The sequence below is a fragment of the Barrientosiimonas endolithica genome, assembly GCF_030296655.1.
Lineage (GTDB): Bacteria > Actinomycetota > Actinomycetes > Actinomycetales > Dermatophilaceae > Barrientosiimonas > Barrientosiimonas humi.
Genome location: NZ_AP027735.1, coordinates 2,212,893 through 2,236,742, shown reverse-complemented (window position 1 = coordinate 2,236,742; position 23,850 = coordinate 2,212,893). Strand labels below are relative to the sequence as shown.

Sequence of the window (23,850 nt, the reverse complement as noted above, 5' to 3'; positions counted from 1 at the left end):
ACGACGGCCGATATCGGAGGTTGGGACGCCGTTTCCCCGCTTCACAGGCGGGTGCGGCACCGTGAGACTCGTGAGTAGCGAACTGCCCGAGTCCTATGCCGACCAGCCGCAGTGGCGCCGGATCCAGTCCTTCCTGCCCACGGCGTACCAGCTCGGCCCCGACGACCTGCCCGCCGAGGAGTGGTGGGACTGGGAGGGGCACCGGCTGCACCTGGACACCTATCGCAACCCCGACGCCCCCGCGAAGGTGATCCTGCTGCACGGCGTCGGCACCAACGGCCGCCAGATGACCACGATCCTCGGGCACCCGCTCGCCGAGCGCGGGCTCGAGACGATCGCGGTCGACATGCCGACGTATGGCCTGAGCCGGGTGCGCCCGGACGCGCTCGTGACGTACGACGACTGGGTCCGCGCCGGGTCGGCGCTCGTCGACGCCGAGCTGGCCAAGGACGACCGGCCGATCGTGCTGTACGGCCTGAGCGCCGGCGGGATGGAGGCGTACCACATCGCCGCCGTCAACCCGAAGGTGAAGGGCATCGTGGGGATGACCTTCCTCGACCAACGCAACCCTCAGGTTCAGGTCGAGACCGCGATCACCAAGATCGCCGGGCGCACCGGCGAGACCACCATGCGGCTCGGGGCGAGCAGCCCGCTGCGCCGCGTCAAGGTCCCGATGCGCCTGGTGAGCAAGATGCACACGCTGGTCAACGACAAGGCCGCGCTCAAGGCGTGCCTCGCCGACAAGACCTCGGCCGGCAACGCGGTGACCCTGACGTTCCTCGACTCCTACCTGCGCTACGAGCCGGCGGTGCAGCCCGAGCAGTTCGACGCCTGCCCGATCCTGCTGACCCAGCCGGCGAAGGACCGGTGGAGCCCGCTGCGCCTCAGCACCCCGTTCCTCGACCGGATCACCCGGGTGCCGGTGCGCGTCACCGAGCTCGCCAACGCCGGGCACTACCCGATCGAGCAGCCCGGTCTCGACCAGCTGGTCGACGCCGCCGACGGTTTCGTGCGCGAGGTGACCCGGGGTGACGTGAACAGTGGGTGAAGGTTCCCGGATTCGCCCAGGTTTCTCGGGTGTGGCGGTTTGGGAAGCCACAGGTTCGCACCGCAAGATATGCCCATGGTCTGGCTGATCCTCGCGATGGTGGTCTGTCTCGCGCTCGCCGCTGCCGTCGTCGGCATCGTGGCGGTGCCCGCGCGTCGTGACGGACGCCAGATGCTGACGCCCAAGGGCGAAGAAGTCGTCTCCGGCGTCGCGCGCCGCACCGACAAGGTCGTCTCGACCGCCAAGGGCGCGACCGGCAGCGTCGCCTCGGTCGCCCGCTCCCGCGGCGGCTCGGTGAGCGGTCGCCGCAGCGCCCAGGCCGAGGCGGGGCGCGAGGCCAGCTAGTCCTTCGTACGTCCTCGCGGCGTCCTGGCCGGGGATCGGGGCTGTCGTCCCCGTTTGCCATGATGGCCCCGTGGATCAGTTCTGGGAGATTCTGCTCGTCATCACCGCGGCGGCTGTCGCGGGACTTCTGCTCGTCGTCGGGTTCTTCCGCGGCAAGGGCGGACGCACCAAGGACCTGCCGCCGAAGCAAGACGACACCAGCACGACCGGCACCCCCGGTGCGGGCGCCTCCGGTGACGGGGGCGGCGGCACGGGCACCAGCACGATCGAGCGCAAGCCGCCGAAGAAGAACACCTACAAGCCGGGTGCCGGCGTCAAGATCGACACCAGCGGCACGGGCGCGACCGGCAAGGGCGGCGCCGGGGCCGGCACGATCGACCGGCCCGCGTCCGGGGTGACTGGCACGACCACTCCGGGCAGCGCCGGCACGACCCCCACGGACCGGAGCACCCCGGTGCCGGGCGACACCCGGCCCGACGCCACCGAGCCGAGCGCCACCCCCGAGGTGGCCGAGCAGCCCGAGGCGACCACTGACGTACCCACCGCCAAGACCGGCGACCCCGACGTCTCGACCGTCGACCGCCCTGACGACACCCTCGTCGGTGACGAGCTGGTCGAGCCCGAGGAGGCTCCCGACCTCGAGCGCCCGGAGTCGGCCCGCGGACGCATGGTGCGGCTGCGTGAGCGGCTCTCGCGCTCCAACTCCGCGCTCGGCAAGGCGCTGCTCAACCTGCTCGCCGGCGGCAAGCTCAACGAGGAGGCCTGGGAAGAGGTCGAGGACACCCTGCTCGCGGCCGACCTGGGCGTCGAGGCGACGACCGAGGTCGTCGACGCGCTCAAGACCCGCGCCAAGGTCGCGGGCACCGTCGACGAGGAGACCGTGCGCGGCTGGCTGCACGAGGAGCTGCTCAAGCAGGTCGACCCGACCATGGACCGCCGCATCGCCGCGAGCCGGGTCGAGGGGCGCCCCGCCGTGGTGCTCGTCGTCGGCGTGAACGGAACCGGCAAGACCACCACCGTCGGCAAGCTCGCCCGCGTGCTCGTGGCCGAGGACAAGGACGTCGTGCTCGGCGCCGCCGACACCTTCCGCGCGGCCGCCGCCGACCAGCTCGACACCTGGGGCGCCCGGGTCGGGGTGCCGACGGTGCGCTCCGACCGCGAGGGCGCCGACCCCGCGGCCGTCGCCTTCGACGCGGTGCGCGGCGGCAACGAGGCCGAGGCCGACGTGGTGCTCATCGACACCGCGGGCCGGCTGCACAACAAGGCCAACCTGATGAACGAGCTGTCCAAGATCAAGCGCGTCGTCGAGAAGCAGAGCCCGATCGACGAGGTGCTGCTGGTCATCGACGCCACCACCGGCCAGAACGGCGTGCGCCAGGCCGAGGTCTTCGGCCAGGCCGTCGACGTCACCGGCGTGGTGCTCACCAAGCTCGACGGAACCGCCAAGGGCGGCATCGTCGTCGCGGTGCAGCGCCAGCTCGGCGTGCCGGTCAAGCTGGTCGGCCTCGGCGAGGGCCCTGACGACCTCGCGCCGTTCGACCCGGCCGCGTTCGTCGACGCCGTCCTGGACTGAGGGTCCGGGCGGGCGGCGACCGGCGAGCGGGTCGGGTCGGCTGGTTCGCCTGTCACGCGTCGGCGGAGGTCCGCCGGGGGTGCGCTGGGGCGCACGGTTCGGCGGTGGTCCGCGAGGGCGTACGCCGGGCTCGCCTGGCCCCGCGTCCCACCATCCGGGACCAGCCGGCCGCTGTTGCAGGTCGTTAACACGATCCGCGGCATCGCAACACGGGCGTAACACAAGGCGCGCGGAGGCGAAACGGCGCGGGCCCACCGTGGTGGCCCATGAGAAACCTCGCCCTCGCCACCGCCGACTCGGTGACGCTGGACACCGGCAGCACGGCCTGGATGCTGATCAGCGCCGCGCTCGTGCTGCTGATGACCCCGGCCCTCGCCCTGTTCTACGGCGGCATGAACCGTTCCAAGTCCGTCCTCAACATGATGATGATGTCGTTCGGGGCCCTCGGGCTCGTGGGCGTCATCTATGTCCTGTGGGGCTACTCGATGTCGTTCGGCAGCAACGACGTCGGCGGGTTCTTCGCCAACCCGTTCACCAACTTCGGCCTGCGTGAGGTGATGTACGACGCCGGCGGCGAGTTCGCGCTGATGGCCAGCGGGATCCCCACCGTCGTCTTCGTCGCCTTCCAGCTCACGTTCGCCGTGCTCACCGTCGCGCTGATCAGCGGATCCCTCTCGGACCGCGTGAAGTTCAGCACCTGGCTGGTGTTCGCGGGCGTCTTCGTGACGCTGGTCTACTTCCCGCTCGCGCACATGGTGTGGGGCGGCGGCGTGCTCAGCGCCGACGGCTGGTTCGCCGGGGAGAGGGCGACGCGGCGTACGGCCCGATCGACTTCGCCGGCGGCACGGTCGTGCACATCAACGCCGGTATGGCCGGCCTCGTCCTCGCGATCCTCACCGGCCGCCGGCTCGGCTTCGGCAAGACCCCGATGCGTCCGCACAACGTGCCGCTCACGATGCTCGGCGCCGGGCTGCTGTGGTTCGGCTGGTTCGGCTTCAACTCCGGGTCGGAGCTGGCCGCCGACGGCACCGCCGGCCTGGTCTGGGTCAACACGACCGCCGCGACCTGCGCCGCGATGCTCGGCTGGCTCGCCGTCGAGCGCATCCGCGACGGGCACGCCACCTCGATCGGCGCCGCCTCGGGCGTGGTCGCCGGTCTGGTCGCCATCACCCCGGCCTGCGCCGCGCTGACCCCGGTCGGGTCGCTGGCGCTCGGCGTCGTCGCCGGCGGGCTGTGCGCGCTGGCCGTGGGGCTGAAGTACCGCCTGGGCTACGACGACTCGCTCGACGTCGTCGGCGTGCACCTGGTCGCCGGCCTGTGGGGCACGATCGCCATCGGTCTGCTCGGCTCGGAGACCGGCCTGCTCTACGGCCACGGCCTGCGCCAGCTCGGCATCCAGACCGCGGTCGCGCTGATCGCCATGGTCTACACCGGTGTGCTCACCGCGATCATCGGTGTCGTGCTCGCCAAGACGATGGGCTGGCGCATCCACGCCGATGACGAGGTCGCCGGCATCGACCAGGCCGTCCACGCCGAGTCGGCCTACGAGCTCGCCTCGTTCGGCGCCGGCAGCCGCATCCCGCGGCGCTCCACCGCACCGGCCGACCGCGAAGCGGCCGGCGCCCGTCACCACGACGAGGAAGAGGTCACGGCATGAAGCTCGTCACCGCCATCATCAAGCCGTTCAAGCTCGACGAGGTGAAGGAGGCGCTGGAGGCCTACGGCATCGCGGGCATGACCGTGAGCGAGGCCAGCGGCTACGGCCGCCAGCGCGGGCACAGCGAGGTCTATCGCGGTGCGGAGTACGACGTCGACCTGGTCCCCAAGGTGCGCCTGGAGGTGATCGTGGACGACATGGACGCCTCCAGCGTCGTCGACGTGATCGTCAAGGCCAGCCAGACCGGGCGCATCGGCGACGGGAAGGTCTGGACCGTCCCCGTCGAGGACGTCGTCCGGGTGCGCACCGGCGAGCACGGCGCGTCGGCGCTGTGACGCGGCGGGGCTGACATGGACGACCTGCGCACCGGCCACCGCCCCACCGACCGGCTCGACCTCGCCGGGACGCGTGACTTCACGCGTCCCGGCGCGGGTCGCGACCGCCGCGACCGGGTCAGCAGCTTCGGCCTGCGGCACGCCGCCGGGCTGTTCGACGAGGCGTGCACGGCCGCGCTCGGAGGGCGTACGTCCGGGGTCGCCCTGGCCGCCGTCGGCAGCCTCGCCCGGGGAGACGCCGGCCCGCTCAGCGACTACGACCTGGTGCTGCTGCACGACGGCCGCACCGTGCGCGGCAAGCAGGTCGACACCGTGGCCGACGCGGTCTGGTACCCCTGTGGGACGCCGGCGTGCGCCTGGACCACGCGGTGCGCACGCCGGCCGAGTCGCGCAAGGTCGCCGCCGACGACCTGGGCGCGGCGGTGGGCCTGCTCGACATCGCCCACGTCGCGGGCGACCCCGTGCTGTCGGCGGCGGTGCAGCAGTCGGTCGCGCACGACTGGCGGTCCAACGCCCGCAAGCGGCTGCCCGAGCTGGTCGAGCAGGTGGGGCTGCGGCACGCCCGCCACGGCGACCTCACGACCGCGCTCGAGCCCGACCTCAAGGAGGCCAGGGGAGGGCTGCGCGACATGACGATCCTGCGGTCGCTGACCGCCGCGTGGCTGACCGACCGCCCGCACGGGTCGGTCGACGAGGCGTACGAGCGGCTGCTCGACGTGCGCGACGCCGTGCACGTCGTGACCGGCCGGGGCCGCGACCGGCTCGCCCGGGAGGACCAGGACGCCACCGCCGCGCTGCTCGGGCTGCCCGACGCCGACGCGCTGCTCACCGAGGTCGTGCGCTCGGCGCGCGGCGTGGCGTTCGCGCTCGACTCCACCCTGCGCCGCGCCTCGCAGGCCCAGCGCGCCCGCACCCTGCGGGTGGGTCCGCGTCGACCGACGTTGCGGCCGTTGGGTTTCGGGCTCTTCGAGCACGACGGGGAGGTCGTGCTCGGCCGGCGCACCCCGCCCGGCGACCAGCTGCTGCTGATGCGCGCGGCGGCGGCCGCGGCCCGGCGCAACCTGCCGCTCGCGCCCGTCACGGTGCGCAACCTCACCCGCGACCTGGCGCCGCTCCCGCAGCCGTGGAGCGAGGCGCAGCGGGCGGCGTTCGTCGACCTGCTCGCGAGCGGACCCGGGCTGGTGCAGGTGTGGGAGGCCCTCGACCTGGCCGGCGTGATCGCGCAGTGGATCCCGGAGTGGAAGGCCGTCTCGAGCCGCCCGCAGCGCAGCCCGGTGCACCGGCACACCGTCGACCGGCACCTGGTCGAGACCGTCGTCGAGGCCGCCGCACGCCGGCGCGACGTCGACCGACCGGACCTGCTGCTCGTCACCGCGCTGCTGCACGACATCGGCAAGATCGCCGGCGTGCACGACCACGCGGTCGAGGGCGCGCCCGTCGCCGCCTCGATCGCCCGGCGGATGGGCTTCGGCCCCGACGACGTCGCGGCCGTCGAGCTGCTCGTACGCCAGCACCTGGCTCTGGTCGACCTCGCCACCCGACGCGACCCGCAGGACCCGAGCACCGTGCGCGAGCTCGTGGCGGTGGTCGAGGAGCGGCCCGAGCTGCTGGAGCAGCTGCGGGCACTGACCGAGGCCGACGCCGTCGCCGCCGGGCCCAGCGCCTGGACCAGCTGGCGCGCCCGGCTGGTCCAGGACCTCAGCACGCTCGCCCGCGACAGCCTCGCCGGCCGGCGAGCCCTGCGCACCGAGCCGGGCGGCGCCGAGGAGCTGCTCACCCCGCAGGTCATGGAGCGGCTGCTCGTGGGGAGGCGCACGTCGCGGTCGTGCCCGTCGAGGGCGGTGCCCGCGTCGAGGTCGTCGACCGCGACCGGATGGGCCTGTTCGCCGACACCGCGGGGCTGCTGGCCGCGCACGGCCTGGTCGTGCGGTCCGCCCGGTTGCGCACCGTCGAGGAGACGGCGGTCGACGTGTGGCACGTCGAGGCACCCGCGGGCGAGCTGCCGGCCGCGGCCGACCTCGCGCGCGACCTGCGCCGGCTGGCCGGCGGCGACCGGGGCCGCTGCGCGGGCTCGGGCGGCAGGGCGAGGGCTCGGGAGAGCCGGCCGCGGACGTACGCCCCACGCGCGCGACCGTCGAGCCCGGCGCGTCCGACGACGCCACCGTCATCGAGGTGCGGGCCGCCGACCGGCCCGGCCTGCTGCGCGACATCGGCCTGACCATGACCCGGCTCGGGCTGGTGGTGCGCTCGGCGCACGTGGCGACGTACGCCGGGCAGACGCTCGACACGTTCTACGTCACCGGCGCCCAGGGGCTCACGATCGACCCGCCGCAGGTGGCTCGGGCCATCGCGGCGCTGATCGACGCCTGCGACGGCACCCGCCCGGGGGCCGTCGGATAGGGCGAGACCCGCACCGGCAGTTAACCTGGGGCCCGTGTTCACCAGCCTGTCCGATCGCCTGACCGCGACCTTCAAGAACCTGCGCGGCAAGGGGCGTCTCAGCGAGTCCGACGTCAACGCCACCATCCGCGACATCCGGATGGCGCTGCTCGACGCCGACGTCGCGCTCCCGGTCGTCAAGGATTTCACCCGCGGCATCCGCGAGCGGGCCCTCGGCGCCGAGGTCAGCCAGGCGCTGAACCCCGGCCAGCAGGTCGTCAAGATCGTCAACGACGAGCTGATCCGGGTGCTCGGCGGCGAGACCCGCCAGCTCACCTTCGCCAAGAAGCCGCCGACGGTGATCATGCTCGCCGGCCTGCAGGGGTCGGGAAAGACGACCTTCGCCGGCAAGCTCGGCAAGCTGCTCAAGGACCAGGGGCACTACCCGCTGCTGGTCGCGGCCGACCTGCAGCGCCCCAACGCCGTCACCCAGCTCGAGGTCGTCGCCGACCGGGCCGGCGTGCTGAGCTTCGCGCCCGAGCGCGGCAACGTGGGCGGGCACGACGCGGTCACCGAGTCGGGCGAGGGCACCCGCTCGTTCGGCGACCCGGTCGCGGTGGCCCGGGCCGGTGTCGGCCAGGCGACCTTGCGCGGCTACGACATCGTCATCATCGACACCGCCGGTCGCCTCGCCGTCGACGAGAACCTCATGGAGCAGGCGCGCGACATCCGCGACGCGGTGCAGCCCGACGAGGTGCTGTTCGTCATCGACGCGATGATCGGTCAGGCCGCGGTCGACACCGCCCACGCGTTCCAGGACGGCGTCGACTTCACCGGCGTCGTGCTGTCCAAGCTCGACGGTGACGCCCGCGGTGGTGCGGCGCTGTCGGTCGCGTCGGTCACCGGCCGCCCGATCATGTACGCCTCGGTCGGCGAGCAGGTCAAGGACATCGAGGTCTTCCACCCCGACCGGATGGCCTCGCGCATCCTCGACATGGGTGACGTGCTCACCCTCATCGAGCAGGCCGAGCGGGCCTTCGACCGCCAGCAGGCGGCCGAGATGCACCGCAAGTTCATGGCCGAGGAGGACTTCACCTTCACCGACTTCCTCGAGCAGATGGCGGCCATCAAGAAGATGGGCAACCTGAAGTCGCTGCTCGGGATGATGCCCGGCATGGGGCAGATGCGCGACCAGCTCAACGCGCTCGACGAGAAGGAGTTCGACCGGGTCGAGGCGATGGTGCGCTCGATGACCCCGTTCGAGCGCAGCCACCCCAAGCAGATCAACGGTTCGCGCCGGGCGCGCATCGCCAAGGGCTCCGGCGTCACCGTCTCCGAGGTCAACCAGCTGCTCGAGCGCTTCCAGGGCGCGCAGAAGATGATGCGCCAGATGCGCCGCGGCGGTGGCGGGATGCCCGGCATGCCGGGGATGCCCGGCGGCGCCCCGGGTGGCGGCGGTCCCAAGCGCGGCAAGCAGCAGCCCAAGAAGAAGGGCAAGAGCGGCAACCCCGCCAAGCGCGCCCAGCAGGAGAAGGCGGCGGCCGAGAAGGCCGAGCGGGCACGCGCCGCGGCGATGGGCAGCGCGTTCGGCGACCTCGGCGAGCAGCAGGGCGAGCAGGACCTCAGCGACCTGAAGCTGCCCAAGGGGTTCGAGAAGTTCCTCGACCGCAAGGACTGACCCGGCGGTGCTGCACACGACCTCGCTCGGGGAGGCCGGGCCGCGAGTTGCCTTCTGCCACGGGCTTTTCGGGCAGGGCAAGAACTTCACCCAGATGGCCAAGGAGCTCGCCTCCGACCATCGCGTCACGCTGATCGACCTGCCCGACCACGGCCGCTCGCCCTGGTCGACCTCCTTCTCCTACGTCGGCATGGCCGACCAGGTCGCCGAGGCGCTCGCGAGCGTCGGCGGCGACGAGCGGTGGGCGCTGGTCGGGCACTCGATGGGGGCCAAGACCGCGATGCTCCTCGCGCTGCGTCGGCCCGAGCTGGTCGACCGGCTCACCGTCGTCGACATGTCCCCGGTCGCCTATCGCGGGCGCACCGTCTTCGAGGACTACGTCGCCGGCATGCGTTCCCTGCCGCTGGACCGGCTCAGCGGTCGCGCCGAGGCGGACGAGCTGCTGGCGCCCTACGTCCCCGAGGCGACCATCCGGGCCTTCCTGCTGCAGAACCTGCGGCGCGACGACGACGGCGGTTTCCGCTGGCAGATGAACCTGCAGCTGCTGGGCGACTCGCTCGCCGACCTCGCGGGCTGGCCGGCCGACGAGATCGAGCCGGGGAGGACGTACGACGGGCCGGTGCTGTGGCTCGCGGGCGCCGAGTCTCGTTATGTACGACCGGAGTTCGGCGACGCGATGCGCGGATACTTCCCGCGCACCCGGCTGATCACGGTCAAGGGCGCCGGGCACTGGCTGCACTCCGAGCAGCCGGCGATCTTCACCGCGGCGATGCGGCAGTTCCTCTCGGCCGGCTGAGCGACGCAGGCCGGCGCGCGCGGCGCTCGGGGGTCACAGGCTCAGGGCGGCGGTGCGCAGCGCTTCCTTCAGCAGCTCGGTGCGCCGGCTCGGGTGGCGCCCGGGCGCGGTGATCAGGCCCATCTTCAGCCGCGACCCGGCGTCGCAGATCTCCAGCCGCACGACCCGGTCGCCGGCCGCGGTGAGCTCGGTCGCCCAGGGCATGGTGAGCAGCGCGAACCCGTCGGACGCACCGACCAGGCTGCGGATCGTGGCGATGCTGGTCGAGGTCATCGACGAGGTGACCGAGATGCCCGCCTCGAGCATCAGCAGCTCCATGACCTGCACCGACTCGGGGATGTTGAACCGGATCCACGGGAACTGGCTCAGCTCCGCGAGGGTGACCTCGCCGCGCTCGGCCAGCGGGTGTCCCGCCGCGACGATCGCGTGGAAGCGCATGTCGCGCACGATCTCGAACTCCACGCCGGTCAGCGGCCGCAGCAGATAGCTCAGGGCCACCTCGCAGGTGCCCGTCACGACGGCGCGGTGCAGCGTGTCCACGTCGCCCTCGATCAGGTCGAGGTGGATGTCCAGCCCGCGCCGCCGCAGCTCGTGCATCACCTTCGGCACGCACACGGGTGCCAGCGGCAGGAAGCAGCCCAGCGACAAGGTGCCGCTCTCGGCCGACCCCGCCGCGCGGGCGCCGGCGGTCACGTCGCGGGCCTGGCGCAGCATGCTGCGCGCGTCGGCGAGGAAGGCGTGCCCGTCGGGGGAGAGGGTCACCCGGCGCGACGGGCTGCGGATGAGCAGCTGGACGCCCAGGTGCTGCTCGAGCTTCATCACGCTCGCGGACAGCGCCGACTGCGAGACGTGCAGCTGCTGCGCGGCGCCGCTGACGCTGCCGAACTCGGCCACCGCGACGAAGTGGTCGAGCTGGATCAGCGTGAAGCCGATCTCCTCGCTCACCCTGGCATGATCCTGCGTCCGGCGGCCCCGGCGCACCAGGCATCGCTGCAGTCGATGGAAACCAGCGGAAACATCTGCTTTCCAGAACGCGGGGGTGAGGACGACACTCATAGGTGCGATGAAGATGACCCTTACCGGTGCCGACCTGCTGGTCCGCGCCGCCCACGACGAGGGAGTGCGGCTGTGCCTCACTCACCCCGGAGCCGCCGAGCTGCCGCTCGTGCGCTCCCTCGTCCGCGAGCCCGGCGTACGTCCGGTGCTGGCGCTGTGCGAGGGCGTCGCCACCGGTGTCGCGGACGGCTATGCGCGCGTGGCGCGCCGGCCCGCGATGGTGCTGATGCGCGGGCCGGGGCTCGCGCACGCCGCGCCGAACCTGCACCACGCGCGCCGGGCGTACTCCTCGGTCGTGTCCGTCGTGGGTGACCACGCGACGACGCAGCCGGCGGGGGACGCCCGCGGTGCGGCCCCCTCGAGGCGATCGCGGCGGCGGTGTCGGGCTGGCACGCCACGACCCAGAGCGTCGCCGACGCCGGGTGGGACCTGATCGACGCGGTGGGTGCCGCGCGGTCGGGTCGCTGCCCCGCCACCCTCGTCGTCCCGGTGGACGTCCAGGAGGCGGAGGCCGAAGAGCTTCCCGTCGTGCTCGCCGAGCGAGTGCGCCGGGCCCCGGTCGGTGAGGACCGGGTGGTCGACTGCGCGCGGCGGATCTTCTCCGCCGGGCGCGTGGTGCTGCTGGTCGGTGGCGACGCCCTGCGGGCGGAGGCCTTGCCGTATCTCGAACGACTGGGTCGGCGTCCTGGCGTTCGGTGCTACGCAGAGGCCACCCCGGCGCTCGCCGAACGAGGGTCCGGACGGCCGACCCTGCCTCTCTTGCCGTCCGGGCCCGAGGGAGCACACCGCGTGCTCCGCCGAGCGGATCTGGTGGTGCTCGTGGGAGCGCCGCCGCCGGCCAGCGTCTGCACCGAGCCCGAGCGCCTGCCGCCGGGTGCGTCCGCCGAGCGGATGGTCGTGCTGTGCGGCCCGGTCGACGCGTGCGCCGACGCCCTCGGCCGGCTCGTCGACGCGCTGCCGCCGCCGCGCCACCAGCTGCAGCTGGCCCCGCAGCCGGCCGCCGACGGCCACCGCGAGTGGGACACCGCGACGGCGGCGCAGACCATCGCCGAGCGGCTGCCGCAGCACGCGGTGCTGTCGCTGGAGGACGACCGCTGGGCCGACGCCGTCGCGGAGGCCGCCGCGACGGCCGCGCCGCACACGCTGCTCAGCACCCCGGGCGGGCCGCTCGGTCAGGGCCTGCCCGTCGCCGTGGGCGCCGCGCTGGCTGCGCCGCACCGGTCGGTGCTGGCCGTGCAGTCACCGGCGGGCGCGCACTACACCGCCCCGGCGCTGTGGACCGTGGCGCGCGAGGAGCTCGACGTCACCGTGGTCATCCCGCGGCCGCGACCGGCCGAGCCGCGGCACCAGGAGCTGCGCAGCGCGGACGGCAGACCCCGTCCGCAGGGTGCGATCCGACTGTCCTCCCCGGAGCACCCTGCGGTCGGCTGGGCCGAGATCGCCGCCGGCTACGGCGTGCCGGTCGAGACCGCCGCGACCCGCGACGAGCTGGACCAGGCGCTCGCGACCGCCTTCGCCGAGCCCGGGCCGCACCTGGTGCTGGTCGACGTCTGAGGCCACGGCCGCGGCGGGCGCACCCGGACGGCGCGCCGGCCGGATACGGTGACGCGCATGGCAACCGTGCTGCACGTGCGTGGCCGGATCATGGTCGGCGCCGACGACATCCGCCCGGAGCTGTGGGTCGTCGACGGCCGGGTGACCTTCGAGCGGCCCACCCGAGCGGGCCACGAGGTGCAGACGGTCGAGGGGTGGGTGCTGCCCGGCCTGGTCGACGCGCACTGCCACGTGGGCATGGACCCCGAGCACGGCATCGACGACACCCAGGCCGAGCCCCAGGCGATCACCGACCGCGACGCCGGCGCGCTGCTGCTGCGCGACGCGGGCAGCCCGGTCGACACCTCCTGGATGCACGAGCGCGACGACATGCCCCGGCTGATCCGGGCCGGGCGGCACATCGCCCGGACCCGGCGCTACATCAAGGGGCTGGCGCACGAGATCGAGCCGGAGGACCTCGTGGCGTACGTGCGGCACGAGGCCCGCCGCGGCGACGGCTGGGTCAAGCTCGTCGGCGACTGGATCGACCGGGAGACCGGCGACCTCGGGGTCTGCTGGCCGGCCGAGGCGCTGCGCCCGGCCATCGACGCGGCGCACGAGGAGGGTGCCCGGGTCACCGCGCACTGCTTCGGCGAGCAGTCGCTGCGCGACCTGGCCGACGCCGGCATCGACTGCATCGAGCACGCGACCGGGCTGCAGGAGGACAGCATCCAGACCTTCGCCGACCGTGGCATCGGCATCGTGCCGACGCTGGTCAACATCGCCAACTTCCCCTCGTTCGCCGAGGCGGGGCGGCCCAAGTTCCCCACCTACGCCGACCACATGGAGCGCCTCTTCCAGACGCGGTACGCCGTCGTCGCCGCCGCGCACGAGGCCGGCGTCCCGATCTTCTGCGGCACCGACGCCGGCGGGCAGCTGCCGCACGGGCTGGTGGCCGACGAGGTCATCGAGCTGGGCACGGCCGGGCTGTCACCGACCGAGGCGATCGGGGCGGCGACCTGGTCGGCCCGTGCCTGGCTCGGGCGGCCCGGGCTCGAGGAGGGCGAGAGCGCGGATCTGGTTGTGTATCAGTCGGATCCGCGCGAAGACCTCACCGAGCTCAAGCGGCCCCGGCAGGTCGTGCTGCGCGGCCGGCCGGTGGGCGCGGCCGCGGCTCCCTAGACTCTCAGGCGTGCCTCGCCCGTTGTCCGCGCTCGGTGACCGCGTCAGTGTCGCCACCGTCACCGAGGCCGATCTCGGCCCCTACCGCGACGCCGTCGAGGCCTCGCGCGAGCGCCTCGCCCGGTGGAACCCGGTCGACCCGAGCGACCTCGAGCGGCACCTGCGCAACCAGACCCTGGGCCACCGCACCTTCGTGATCCACGCCCGCGACCCCGAGGGCGCGCACGGCATCGTCGGCAAGGTCAACATCAGCAACGTGGTGCGCGGCCGGTTCCAGAACGGGACGATGGGCTACGACGCCTACGACCCCTACGCCGGGCGCGGGCTGTTCGCCGAGGGCCTGCGGCTGGTGTGCGAGCTGGCGTTCGCGCCCGAGCCGCACGGCATGGGGCTGCACCGGCTCGAGGCCAACGTGCAGCCGGGCAACGTCGCCTCGGCCGGCGTGCTGCGCGCGGTCGGCTTCCGGCGCGAGGGCCGCATCCCCGAGATGCTGTGGCTCGCCGACAGCACCGGCGACCACGCCTGGCGAGACCACGACATGCACGCGGTCACGGCGCAGGAGTGGCGCGGGCAGGCCTACCCGCCGCACCGCCCGGCCCGGGTCGTGACGCTGGTCAACGGGCTGCCCGGATCGGGCAAGACCACCCTCGCGCGCCGGTTGGCCGCCGAGCTGTCCGTGCCGCTGCTCAGCAAGGACACCATCAAGGAGGCGCTCGGCGACCAGCTCGAGCCGGCCGACCTGCAGCGCCTCGGCGGCCGCTCCTCCCGCCTCGGCGCCGGCTGCCACGCCGCGCTGTGGCGGCTGCTCGCCGACTCCCCGGTGGGCGGCGTGGTCGAGAGCTGGTTCGCACCGCCCGCACGGGCGCATGTCCTCGCCGGGCTCGCCGACGCCGGCCTCGCCCCCGCGCGGGTGCTGCAGGTCTGGTGCGACGTGCCGGTCGAGCTGGCCCGCGGGCGCTTCGAGGCGCGCGAGCAGGCCGGCGCGCGGCACGCGGTGCACGGGCCGCAGACCGGGCTGGAGGACACGTGGGCCGAGCTCGCCGAGCAGAACCACCCGCTCGACCTGCCCGCCACCGTGCGCGTCGACACCTCCCGCGAGGTCGACCCGCGCACGCTGGTCGCCGTCGCCCTGCACGCCCGCGCCACCAGCGGCTGAGGGGCCGCGAGGCGTACCGGCATGCCGGTACGCCTCGCGCATTCCTGCGATTGCGGGGTCAGCTCACCGTGAACGGGATGCGGATCACGTCCTGGTTGTCGACCTTGAAGGTGCAGGTGTAGGCACCGCTCGGGATCCCGCCGGGGAAGGCGGTGGCGGGGGCGCGCAGGTAGACCACGGCCGAGCCCAGCTGGAAGCTGTTCGACAGGTTCAGGCTCTTCGGCCCCTCCGGCGTCTCCAGCGTGGCCGAGACCGAACGCCCCTTCAGGTCGGTGACCATCGCGCTGCAGCCGACCGACGAGGGGCTGGACAGCGTCGAGCTGTTGGACTCGCAGTGCGTGACGTTCGACTGGGAGTACATCGTCGACCCGTCGCAGGCCATGCCCTGCGTCGCGCGCCCGTCGGGCCCGTCGACCTTGGTGCTGTTGACGTACGTCTTGCCCCCGCCCTTGAGCGCGCAGGTGTAGTCACCCGCGGGCAGCTGCAGCTTGCCGACGGAGTAGTTCACGATCACCGAGCCCATGCCCCCGGGGCGGTTGATCGACGCGGAGTAGACCTCCGACCCGTTGCGGTAGAGCACGGCGTCGACGTCGCCGCGCATGTCGCTCGGCAGGTCGGCCGAGCAGTAGATCGCGCTGCCCTTGACCGTCGAGGCAGTCGAGCCGCAGGTCTTGTCGTCCTTGGAAGAGTCGGCGCCGCACAGCTTCACCGCGTCGGAGCGCTCCCCGGCGACCGTGGAGCTGGCGGGGCTGGGCGCGGTCGACGGCGCAGCCGGGGAGTGCTCGTGCTGCTCGTGCTGCTCGTGGGCGCCTCGGTGGTGGTGGGCGCCTCGGCCGACGGCGTCGGGGAGCTCGCGGTGGGGGCCGAGCTGGTCGCGCCGGCCGGCGAGCTCGGCTGCGAGACGGAGGGGGCGTCCTCGGAGCACGCGGCGAGCGAGCCGAGGACGAGAGTGGCGGCCGACAGGGTCAGGGACAACCGGCGGGTGCGGCTGGGACGAGGGGACATCTTCGCTCCTTCGAGATCGGGGTGCCGATCGGACGCGACGACCCCCACTTTCGTTCCCGACTGCAAATCAGCCGGCTACGGCACCGGCCCGGCCCGCGTGGTGCGGGCCGGGCCGGATCACCGCCGGTCAGCGTACTCGCGGCTCAGGCCGCAGACCCGTTGGTCACGGGCGTGGCGACCTGCTCCGACTGCCGCAGGTCGTCGGGCGACAGCGGGCCGTCCATGCGCAGCGGCCGGTCGATGAGGTAGCGGACGTAGGCGTACGGCGTGAAGAAGCCGGGCAGGTAGTCGCCCAGCGCGGTCTGGGTCAGCACGTCGCGCGCCTGCTCGAAGTGCCGCGCCCGCTCCGGGGAGCGTTGCGGGTCAGCACCGCCATCTCCTCCTCGATCACCCGGTCCAGCAGGGCGCGGGTGACGGTCGGGCCCTCGGCCAGCTGCGAGCCGTGGTGCAGCCACTGCCACAGCTGGGCGCGGGAGATCTCGACGGTCGCGGCGTCCTCCATGAGGTTCTCGATCGCCACGGCGCCGGTGCCCTCGACCCACGAGGCGAGGTAGCGCAGCGCCACCGACACGTTGGTGCGCACCCCGCCGAGCGTGATCGTCTGCGGCACGCCCTCCAGCGAGACCAGGTCCTGCGCGGTGATCGGGCCGTGCCGGAAGTCGCGCTGGCAGGTGTTGTCGCCGAGCACGGTGGCGTACGCCTCCTGGCAGGTCTGCACGACCGCCGGGTGGGCCACCCACGAGCCGTCGAAGCCCTCGGCCGCCTCGCGCTCCTTCTCCGCGCGCACCAGCGCCAGCGCGCGGTGCCGGTGCTCGTCGTCCTGCCGGGTCGGGTTGGCCGCGGCCGGCCCGCCGATGGCATACGCCCCGCGCTGGTGGCAGGTCGACACCAGCAGCTGGGTGTAGGCGCGCATGAACGGCGTGGTCATCGTGATGTGGTCACGGTCGGGCAGCACGAACTCGTCACCGCGGTGGGCGAAGGTGCGGATGTAGCTGAAGATGTAGTCCCAGCGGCCCGCGTTGAGCCCGGCGGCGTGCTCGCGCAGCTCGTAGAGGATCTCGTCCATCTCGAACGCCGCGGTGATCGTCTCGACCAGCACGGTCGCGCGGATGGTGCCGCGGCGGATGCCGAGCTCCTCCTGGGCCATCACGAAGATGTCGTTCCACAGCCGCGCCTCTTCGTGCGACTCGATCTTCGGCAGGTAGAAGTACGGCCCGCGCCCGCCGTCGATGAGCGCCTGGGCGTTGTGGAAGAAGTAGAGCCCGAAGTCCAGCAGGCTGGCCGAGATCGGCCGGCTGTCGATGCTGATGTGCTTCTCGCACAGGTGCATCCCGCGGGGGCGCACGACGATCGTCGTCGGGCTGTCCTCGGCGGTGATCGTACTGCCGTCCTCGCGGGTCTCGTCCAGGCGGCCGCGCACGGCGTCGTAGAGGTTGACCTGCGCCGAGATGACGTTCTCCCACGAGGGGGCGGTGGCGTCCTCGAGGTCGGCGATCCACACCTGCGCCCCCGAGGTGAGCGCGTGCACGCCCATCGAGCGGGTCGCCGGCGAGATCAGCTCGCAGCGGCGGTCGCGCAGGCCCGGGCCGGGCGCGGCCACCGACCAGCTGGCGTCGGCCCGGATGTGGCGGGTGTCGGAGCGGAAGTCGAGGTTCTCGCCGGCGCTGATCCGGCGGGCGCGGTCACGTCGGGTCTGCAGCAGCTCGGCGCGGCGCCCGGCGAAGGCCGAGTCGAGCTTGGCGACGAACGCGATCGCCTCGGGGGTCAGGATCTCGTCGAATCGCGGATGCATGGTGCCGCGGGTGGTGGTGGTCATGACACGTCCTCCTTCGCGGGACGTCCGGTGCTGCATGGATGAAGAAGAGGGGATGAAAGGGGAGGAACCCGGGCCCCGCTCTGGCCGGAGCCAGGTGACCAGAGCGGGACCCGGGTGGTTGGAGAGCTCCTCCGCGGAGCCCGGTTCGAGCCGTCCGGCTCGAACCGGCTCAGAACTGGCTGGACTCGGTGGAGTCCTTCAGCGCGGTGGTGGAGCTGTTCGGGTCGATCGCGGTGGCGACCAGGTCGAAGTAGCCGGCGCCGACCTCGCGCTGGTGCTTGGTCGCGGTGTAGCCGCGGCCCTCGCTCGCGAACTCGCGCTCCTGCAGCTCGACGTAGGCCTTCATCTGCTCCTGGGCGTAGCCCTGAGCGAGGTCGAACATCGAGTAGTTCAGGGCGTGGAAGCCGGCCAGGGTGATGAACTGGAACTTGAAGCCCATCGCGCCGAGCTCGTTCTGGAACTTGGCGATCGTGGCGTCGTCGAGGTGCTTCTTCCAGTTGAACGACGGCGAGCAGTTGTACGCCAGCATCTGGTCGGGGAAGTCGGCCTTGACCGCCTCCGCGAACTGCCGGGCGACCTCCAGGTCGGGGGTGCCGGTCTCCATCCAGATGAGGTCGGCGTACGGCGCGTAGGCCTTGGCCCGCGCGATGCACGGCTCGATGCCGTTCTTGACCTTGTAGAAGCCCTCGGCGGTGCGCTCGCCGGTGATGAACGGCTGGTCGCGCTCGTCGACGTCGGTGGTGATCAGCGTCGCGGCCTCGGCGTCGGTGCGCGCGATGATCAGCGACGGCACGTCGGAGACGTCGGCGGCCAGGCGCGCCGCGTTGAGCGTGCGCACGTGCTGCTGGGTCGGGATGAGCACCTTGCCACCGAGGTGGCCGCACTTCTTCTCCGAGGCGAGCTGGTCCTCCCAGTGCACGCCCGAGGCGCCGGCGGCGATCATCGACTTCATCAGCTCGTAGGCGTTGAGCACGCCACCGAAGCCGGCCTCGGCGTCGGCCACGATCGGCACGACCCACTCGTCGACGCTCTTGGTGCCCTCGGAGAACTCGATCTGGTCGGCGCGCAGCAGTGCGTTGTTGATGCGGCGGACCACGTTCGGCACCGAGTTGGCCGGGTAGATCGACTGGTCGGGGTAGGTCTGGCCGGAGAGGTTGGCGTCACCGGCGACCTGCCAGCCCGACAGGTAGATGGCCTTCAGGCCCGCCTTGACCTGCTGCACGGCCTGGTTGCCGGTCAGCGCGCCGAGCGCGTTGACGTAGTCCTCGGTGTGCAGCTTGTCCCACAGCTGCTCGGCACCGCGGCGGGCGAGGGTGAACTCCTCCTGGACGCTGCCCCGGAGCCGGACGACGTCGTCGGCGGTGTAGTCACGCGTGACGCCCTTCCAACGCTCGTTGGTGTCCCAGTCCTTCTGGATCTCGGCCGCCTGCGTGGCGCGCGGGTCCAGGCCCTGCTCGCTCAGCTGCTGCGACTCGTTCACGGTGGAGGTCATGGCTCCCTCGTCCTTTCGTTTCCGGCGGCTGCCGGACTCGCCTGCGGTGTGATGTGAACCATCCTGGGCAGCACGGAAGCGGTTGTGCACCCGCTGGAGACGTAAAGATCAGGCGATCTTGACGTACTGACGGGTTTTGCTCGCGCTTTCGCCCGGTCGCCAGGCATGATGGGTGTCATGAGTACGACTTCTTCACCCGCCCGCGAAGGTCGCCTCACCCGGCCCCGGCGCGAGACGGCCCCGGAGTCCAAGGGTTCCGCGGCTCCCGACGCGCTCACCATCGGCCGGCGGCTGCGGCACGTGCGCACCGAGGCCGGGCGCACGCTGGGCGACGTCGCCGAGCAGGTCGGCATGTCACCCTCGGCGCTGTCGCTCATCGAGACCGGCAAGCGCGAGCCGCGACTGTCGGTGCTCACCGCGCTGGCCGAGACGCTCGACACCCCGCTCGCCGACCTGCTCACCACCGCGCCGCCCACCCGGCGCGCCTCGCTGGAGATCCGGCTCGAGCGCGCGCAGCGGGCCGAGTCCTACCAGCAGCTGGGGCTGCCGGCGGTGAAGATCGGGCCGCGGCTGCCGATGGAGGCGCTAGAGGCGCTGGTCGGCATGCACGAGGCGATGGCCGCGGTGCAGGCCGAGCGGGCGGCGACCCCGAGCACGCGCGGCTCGCGAACGCCGAGCTGCGCGAGCGGATGCGCGCGGCCGACAACTACTTCGGCGAGATCGAGGACGCCGCCGGCGAGCTGCTGGCCGCGATCAAGCACCCCGGCGGCCCGATCAGTCGCGCCTCGGTCGACCGGCTCGCCGGCCACCTGGGATACCAGCTGGTGCACATCTCCGACCTGCCCGGCTCGACCCGCACCGTCACCGACATGCGCAACAAGCGCGTCTACCTGCCGCAGCCCGAGGCCGGTCAGCACGACTCGCGCTCGCTGGCGCTGCAGGCGCTCGGGCACCTGGTGCTCGGGCACGAGGTCCCCGAGAGCTATGCCGACTTCCTGTCCCAGCGGGTCGAGATCAACTACTTCGCGGCGGCGCTGCTGATCCCCGAGCGCGACGCCGTGGCGCAGCTGCAGCAGGCCAAGAAGGACAAGGACATCGCGATCGAGGACCTGCGCGACGCGTTCGCGGTGTCCTACGAGACCGCGGCCCACCGGTTCACCAACCTGGCCACCCACCACCTGGGCATCCCCGTGCACTTCATGCGCATCTCGCGCGACGGGGTGATCTACAAGGCCTACGAGAACGACGGGGTCAACTTCCCGACCGACGCCAGCGGCGCGATCGAGGGGCAGCGGGTGTGCCGCGAGTGGACCGCGCGGCAGGTGTTCCTGCAGCCGGACCTGTCGCAGGCGTACCAGCAGTACACCGACACCCGCACCGGCACCTACTGGTGCACCGCGGTCGTCGACCGCACGCACGACGGGCTGTTCGCGGTCAACGTGGGCGTGCGATACCAGGACGTGAAGTGGATGCGTGGCCGCGAGACGACCTCGCGCTCGAAGTCGCGCTGCCCCGACCCCGGCTGCTGCGCCGAGCCGCCCGCCGCGCTGTCGCACCGGTGGGAGGGGCAGGCCTGGCCCTCGGCCCGGGCCCACTCCCACCTGCTCGCCGCCATGCCGCCCGGGGTGTTCCCCGGCGTCGACGACACCGAGGTCTACGACTTCCTCGACCGGCACGCGCCCGCCTGAGGCGCGACGCCGGAGGTGCGGCGCCGGAGGTGCGGCAGGCGTACGGCCGGCACGATTTCCGGGCTCCGGCCCGGCTCTGGCACACTGTTGCGGCGTACCCGTGCGTCTCGAGCCCTCTACCTCGTGACCGCACGCCTACCCCCGAGCTGCGGCTCCCCGCGTGTTCCCCACCCGGTCTCGCCGTGCCTCACCTGACACAGAAACAGGAGACACACCACGTGTCCGTCAAGATTCGTCTGAAGCGCCTCGGCAAGATCCGCCAGCCGCAGTACCGCGTCGTCGTCATGGACTCGCGCACCAAGCGCGATGGCCGGGCGATCGAGGAGATCGGCAAGTACCACCCCAAGGAGCAGCCGAGCCTCATCGAGATCGACTCCGAGCGCGCGCAGTACTGGCTGGGCGTCGGCGCGCAGCCGACCGAGCAGGTCGCCGCGCTGCTGAAGATCACCGGTGACTGGCAGAAGCACAAGGGCGAGGCCGGTGCCGAGGGCACCCTGCAGGTCGCCGAGCCGAAGCCGGACAAGAAGGCGCTGTACGAGGCCGCGCTGGCCTCCGCGCAGAACGCCGACGACAGCTCCGCCAAGGGCGGCGCGACCACCGCCAAGAAGAAGGCGGAGAAGAAGACCGAGACCCCCGAGGCCAAGGGCGAGAAGCAGGAGGCTGCCGACGAGGCCGCCGCCGCGACCGCCGCGCCGCAGACCGAGGTCCCGGTCGAGGAGGGCAAGGCCGACATCCGCGAGGAGGTCGTCGACGCCTCGGTGACCGAGGGCGACTTCGGCCCCGACTCGGCCCGCACCAACGCTGACGGCTCCGCTCCCGCGGGCTTCGACGTCAAGGGCAACAAGGACTCGATGAAGTACCACGTGCCCGGTTCGCGCTGGTACGACTCCACCGAGGCCGAGGTCTGGTTCCGCTCCGCCGACGCCGCCAAGGCCGCGGGCTTCGAGCCGGCCGGTGGCGAGGCTGCCCAGGCCGGCGACGGCGAGTCGGCCGAGGCCTGATCCGGTGCTCGAGGAAGCGCTGGAGCACCTGGTCAAGGGCATCGTCGACCACGACGACGAGGTCGTCGTGCGCCACAAGCAGGGCCGCCGCGGTGACCTGCTCGAGGTGCGGGTCCACCCCGACGACCTGGGGCGCGTGATCGGCCGCTCCGGACGTACGGCCTCTGCGCTGCGCACCGTCATCGGCGCGCTCGCCGGCGGCAAGAGCGTCCGGGTCGACATCGTCGACACCGATCGCGTGCGCTGACGCACCGGACCCGGCATCGTCGACGGCGGCCCATGAAGTACGACGGCGGCACAGATAATTTCTGTGCCGCCGTCGTGGTATCTGTGCCGCCGTCGTCACCGGGGGCGGCGGGCGTACGCCGGGGGCGGGTGGGGTGGGTCAGCGCACCGAGCGGATCCGGGTCACCAGCGAGGCGCCGACGAGGCCGATCAGGCTGGCGACGAGGTAGAGCACCCGGTAGCCGGTGGACTTGTCCGCGAACGCGGCGATGATCGGGGCGGCCACCACGGGGGCGAGCACGGCCGGCAGGGAGGCGGCGATGGTGACCACGCCGAGATCCTTGGCGCGGTCGGTCGCGACCGGCAGCACCTGGGTGATCAGCGCGAAGTCGACGGCGGTGTAGACCCCGAAGCCCGAGCCGAGCAGCACCGCGCCAACCAGCGCGCCGGTCCAGGTCGGGCTGAAGGCCAGCGTGAAGCCGGCGACGCACATGACGAAGCCGGAGGCGATGACGAAGATCTTGCGGCGGCCGACCCGGTCGGACAGCACCCCGAAGACGACGGCGGTGACGATCAGGCAGCCGGCGTAGATCAGGGTGAGGACGAACAGGTCGCCCGGCGGGTCCGCGCGGCCGACGGCGTCGGTGAGGAAGTACAGCAGGTAGAGCAGCCCGATCGCGTTGGACAGGTTGATGATGAACCGGGTCAGCCAGGCCCAGCCGAAGTCGGGGTGCTGGCGCGGGTCGATCCAGAAGCCGCGCGCGAACTCCCGCCAGCTGAACGCCCGCAGGTGCGTGCGCGGCAGGTGGATGTCGTTGCTGCGCAGGACGTACGGCAGGGCGAAGACCAGCAGCAGCGCCGCGCAGGCGATGTAGCCCGCCCGGATGCCGCCGACCGTCGCCGCGACGCCGGTGCCGACCACGACGCCGAGGGTCTGGGTGACGCCGAACCACCCGCTCACCGCACCGCGCTGGTCGACCGGCACCTGGTCGGGGATCGCCGCGAGCACCGCCGCCATCGCGGCGTGCAGGAACGCCTGCACCAGGCACCAGCCGAGGATCATCACGCCCACACCCGGCGCGTACGCCAGCAGCACCAGCGAGGCCGCGCCGCCGATCGTGCCGCCCACCACCCAGGGCAGCCGACGCCCCATCCGGAACGTCGTGCGGTCCGACAGCGCCCCGAACAGCGGTGTCGCGATCGTCGACACCGCCGCGCCGGCACCGGTCACGATGCCGAGCGTCAGCTCCTTGTGGTCGGGGAGAAGCGCGCGGCTTGCAGGCCGAGCAGCACCTGGATCGGGCCGTACATGCCGATCCAGATGGCGATGCAGGTCAGGGACACGCGGGCGATCCAGCCGCCCGAGGCGCGCTCGACCGGGTCGGCGTGCGGGTCGCGCACCAGCGGAGGGGTGACGTGCGGCGAGGTCATGCTTCGCGAGCGTAGGTTCGCCGGGCCGCGCGCGGGGCCATATCGGCGCTCCTGCCAGGATGGGCGCCATGACGGACGTGGTGGTCGCGCGCATCGGCAAGGCGCACGGGCTCAAGGGTGAGGTGACGGTGCAGCTGCACACCGACGCGCCGCAGGAGCGGTTCGTGCCGGGCGCCGCGTTCGCGACCGAGCCGCCCGAGCGGGGCCCGCTCACCCTGCGCTCGGCGCGCGTGCACAACGGCATCCAGCTGCTGGCGTTCGAGGAGGCGCCCGACCGCACCGCCGCCGAGCAGCTGCGCGGCACCCGGCTGCTCGCCGCCTCCACCGAGCCGGAGGAGGACGAGGACGGGTGGTACGCCGACGACCTGGTCGGTCTGTCGGTGGTCGACACGGGCGGTGCCGAGATCGGTCGGGTGGCCGCGCTGCACACCCGGCCGGCCCAGGACCTGCTGGA

20 protein-coding genes and 5 pseudogenes are annotated in these 23,850 nt (G+C 72.7%); 18 read left to right on the top strand and 7 right to left on the bottom strand.

What is annotated here, in order from left to right; translation table 11 throughout:
- Nucleotides 1–70: 70 nt before the first annotated feature.
- From QUE40_RS11300 to QUE40_RS11260, 9 genes and pseudogenes are all read left to right on the top strand, one after another.
- Nucleotides 71–1,048: an alpha/beta fold hydrolase gene (locus QUE40_RS11300; protein WP_211344569.1), complete on the top strand. Its 978-nt coding sequence runs from the start codon at nucleotides 71–73 to the stop codon at nucleotides 1,046–1,048.
- Nucleotides 1,049–1,123: 75 nt separating this feature from the next.
- Entirely contained in the window at nucleotides 1,124–1,393 is a 270-nt protein-coding gene (locus tag QUE40_RS11295; RefSeq protein WP_142005720.1) for a hypothetical protein, read from the top strand.
- Between the two features lie 394 nt (nucleotides 1,394–1,787).
- Nucleotides 1,788–2,966: a signal recognition particle-docking protein FtsY gene (ftsY, locus tag QUE40_RS11290; RefSeq protein WP_433997082.1), complete on the top strand. Its 1,179-nt coding sequence runs from the start codon at nucleotides 1,788–1,790 to the stop codon at nucleotides 2,964–2,966.
- A 266-nt stretch (nucleotides 2,967–3,232) separates the two neighbouring features.
- Nucleotides 3,233–4,623: pseudogene (locus tag QUE40_RS11285) on the top strand (ammonium transporter).
- Nucleotides 4,620–4,958, top strand: a complete 339-nt coding sequence (locus tag QUE40_RS11280) for a P-II family nitrogen regulator (protein WP_142005717.1) — start codon at nucleotides 4,620–4,622, stop codon at nucleotides 4,956–4,958. The pseudogene QUE40_RS11285 and the gene QUE40_RS11280 overlap by 4 nt, the downstream one beginning before the upstream one ends.
- A 15-nt stretch (nucleotides 4,959–4,973) precedes the next feature.
- Nucleotides 4,974–5,207 (top strand): annotated as a pseudogene (locus QUE40_RS11275) (hypothetical protein); the annotation flags it as partial.
- 101 nt (nucleotides 5,208–5,308) lie between these two features.
- Nucleotides 5,309–7,420, top strand: coding sequence for a [protein-PII] uridylyltransferase family protein (locus QUE40_RS11270; protein ID WP_289231016.1), 2,112 nt, complete (start codon nucleotides 5,309–5,311; stop codon nucleotides 7,418–7,420).
- Entirely contained in the window at nucleotides 7,393–9,015 is a 1,623-nt protein-coding gene (gene ffh / locus QUE40_RS11265; RefSeq protein ID WP_289231015.1) for a signal recognition particle protein, read from the top strand. The genes QUE40_RS11270 and ffh overlap by 28 nt, the downstream gene beginning before the upstream one ends.
- Nucleotides 9,016–9,022: 7 nt before the next feature.
- Nucleotides 9,023–9,811, top strand: coding sequence for an alpha/beta fold hydrolase (locus tag QUE40_RS11260; protein ID WP_142005714.1), 789 nt, complete (start codon nucleotides 9,023–9,025; stop codon nucleotides 9,809–9,811).
- 33 nt (nucleotides 9,812–9,844) lie between these two features.
- Here QUE40_RS11260 and QUE40_RS11255 read toward each other — a convergent pair whose 3' ends face one another.
- Entirely contained in the window at nucleotides 9,845–10,756 is a 912-nt protein-coding gene (locus QUE40_RS11255) for a LysR family transcriptional regulator (RefSeq protein ID WP_170206834.1), read from the bottom strand.
- Between the two features lie 118 nt (nucleotides 10,757–10,874).
- Between QUE40_RS11255 and QUE40_RS11250 the strand changes: the two genes are divergently transcribed.
- The 4 genes from QUE40_RS11250 to QUE40_RS11235 all read left to right on the top strand — a co-directional run bounded on the left by QUE40_RS11250 (nucleotide 10,875) and on the right by QUE40_RS11235 (nucleotide 14,738).
- Nucleotides 10,875–11,300 (top strand): thiamine pyrophosphate-binding protein, encoded by a 426-nt coding sequence (locus tag QUE40_RS11250; RefSeq protein ID WP_289231014.1) that lies wholly within the window; start codon nucleotides 10,875–10,877, stop codon nucleotides 11,298–11,300.
- A gap of 356 nt (nucleotides 11,301–11,656) precedes the next feature.
- Entirely contained in the window at nucleotides 11,657–12,421 is a 765-nt protein-coding gene (locus tag QUE40_RS11245; protein ID WP_289231013.1) for a thiamine pyrophosphate-dependent enzyme, read from the top strand.
- Between the two features lie 57 nt (nucleotides 12,422–12,478).
- Entirely contained in the window at nucleotides 12,479–13,582 is a 1,104-nt protein-coding gene (locus QUE40_RS11240) for an amidohydrolase family protein (protein WP_289231012.1), read from the top strand.
- 10 nt (nucleotides 13,583–13,592) lie between these two features.
- Complete coding sequence (locus tag QUE40_RS11235; RefSeq protein WP_289231011.1) at nucleotides 13,593–14,738, top strand: GNAT family N-acetyltransferase; 1,146 nt, start codon at nucleotides 13,593–13,595, stop codon at nucleotides 14,736–14,738.
- Nucleotides 14,739–14,796: 58 nt separating this feature from the next.
- Here the strand turns inward: QUE40_RS11235 and QUE40_RS11230 are convergent, their stop codons facing one another.
- From QUE40_RS11230 to aceA, 4 genes are all read right to left on the bottom strand, one after another.
- Nucleotides 14,797–15,663 (bottom strand): hypothetical protein, encoded by an 867-nt coding sequence (locus tag QUE40_RS11230; RefSeq protein ID WP_289231010.1) that lies wholly within the window; start codon nucleotides 15,661–15,663, stop codon nucleotides 14,797–14,799.
- A 223-nt stretch (nucleotides 15,664–15,886) separates the two neighbouring features.
- Entirely contained in the window at nucleotides 15,887–16,057 is a 171-nt protein-coding gene (locus QUE40_RS11225) for a hypothetical protein (protein ID WP_289231009.1), read from the bottom strand.
- Entirely contained in the window at nucleotides 16,051–17,559 is a 1,509-nt protein-coding gene (aceB, locus tag QUE40_RS11220) for a malate synthase A (protein ID WP_289231008.1), read from the bottom strand. The genes QUE40_RS11225 and aceB overlap by 7 nt, the downstream gene beginning before the upstream one ends.
- A gap of 169 nt (nucleotides 17,560–17,728) precedes the next feature.
- Nucleotides 17,729–19,051 carry an isocitrate lyase gene (aceA, locus tag QUE40_RS11215; protein ID WP_142005709.1) on the bottom strand — a complete coding sequence of 441 codons (1,323 nt, stop codon included), beginning with the start codon at nucleotides 19,049–19,051 and terminating at the stop codon, nucleotides 17,729–17,731.
- A 165-nt stretch (nucleotides 19,052–19,216) separates the two neighbouring features.
- Between aceA and QUE40_RS11210 the strand changes: the two are divergent.
- The 4 genes and pseudogenes from QUE40_RS11210 to QUE40_RS11200 all read left to right on the top strand — a co-directional run bounded on the left by QUE40_RS11210 (nucleotide 19,217) and on the right by QUE40_RS11200 (nucleotide 21,987).
- Nucleotides 19,217–20,739: pseudogene (locus QUE40_RS11210) on the top strand (helix-turn-helix domain-containing protein).
- A 218-nt stretch (nucleotides 20,740–20,957) separates the two neighbouring features.
- Nucleotides 20,958–21,398, top strand: a pseudogene (rpsP, locus tag QUE40_RS19695) (30S ribosomal protein S16); the annotation flags it as partial.
- A gap of 99 nt (nucleotides 21,399–21,497) precedes the next feature.
- The gene (locus tag QUE40_RS19690; protein ID WP_433997081.1) at nucleotides 21,498–21,740 is read left to right on the top strand and encodes a sunset domain-containing protein; all 243 of its coding nucleotides are present in this window, start codon (nucleotides 21,498–21,500) and stop codon (nucleotides 21,738–21,740) included.
- A gap of 4 nt (nucleotides 21,741–21,744) precedes the next feature.
- Nucleotides 21,745–21,987: an RNA-binding protein gene (locus tag QUE40_RS11200; RefSeq protein WP_142005707.1), complete on the top strand. Its 243-nt coding sequence runs from the start codon at nucleotides 21,745–21,747 to the stop codon at nucleotides 21,985–21,987.
- A 138-nt stretch (nucleotides 21,988–22,125) separates the two neighbouring features.
- Here the strand turns inward: QUE40_RS11200 and QUE40_RS11195 are convergent, their stop codons facing one another.
- Together QUE40_RS11195 and QUE40_RS11190 are read right to left on the bottom strand one after the other, a co-directional pair.
- Nucleotides 22,126–23,196 carry an MFS transporter gene (locus QUE40_RS11195; RefSeq protein ID WP_289231007.1) on the bottom strand — a complete coding sequence of 357 codons (1,071 nt, stop codon included), beginning with the start codon at nucleotides 23,194–23,196 and terminating at the stop codon, nucleotides 22,126–22,128.
- A gap of 11 nt (nucleotides 23,197–23,207) precedes the next feature.
- Nucleotides 23,208–23,396 carry a hypothetical protein gene (locus tag QUE40_RS11190; RefSeq protein ID WP_289231006.1) on the bottom strand — a complete coding sequence of 63 codons (189 nt, stop codon included), beginning with the start codon at nucleotides 23,394–23,396 and terminating at the stop codon, nucleotides 23,208–23,210.
- Nucleotides 23,397–23,455: 59 nt separating this feature from the next.
- On the opposite strand from QUE40_RS11190, the pseudogene rimM reads away from it, so the two are divergent.
- Nucleotides 23,456–23,806: pseudogene (gene rimM, locus QUE40_RS11185) on the top strand (ribosome maturation factor RimM); the annotation flags it as partial.
- Between the last annotated feature and the right edge of the window lie 44 nt (nucleotides 23,807–23,850).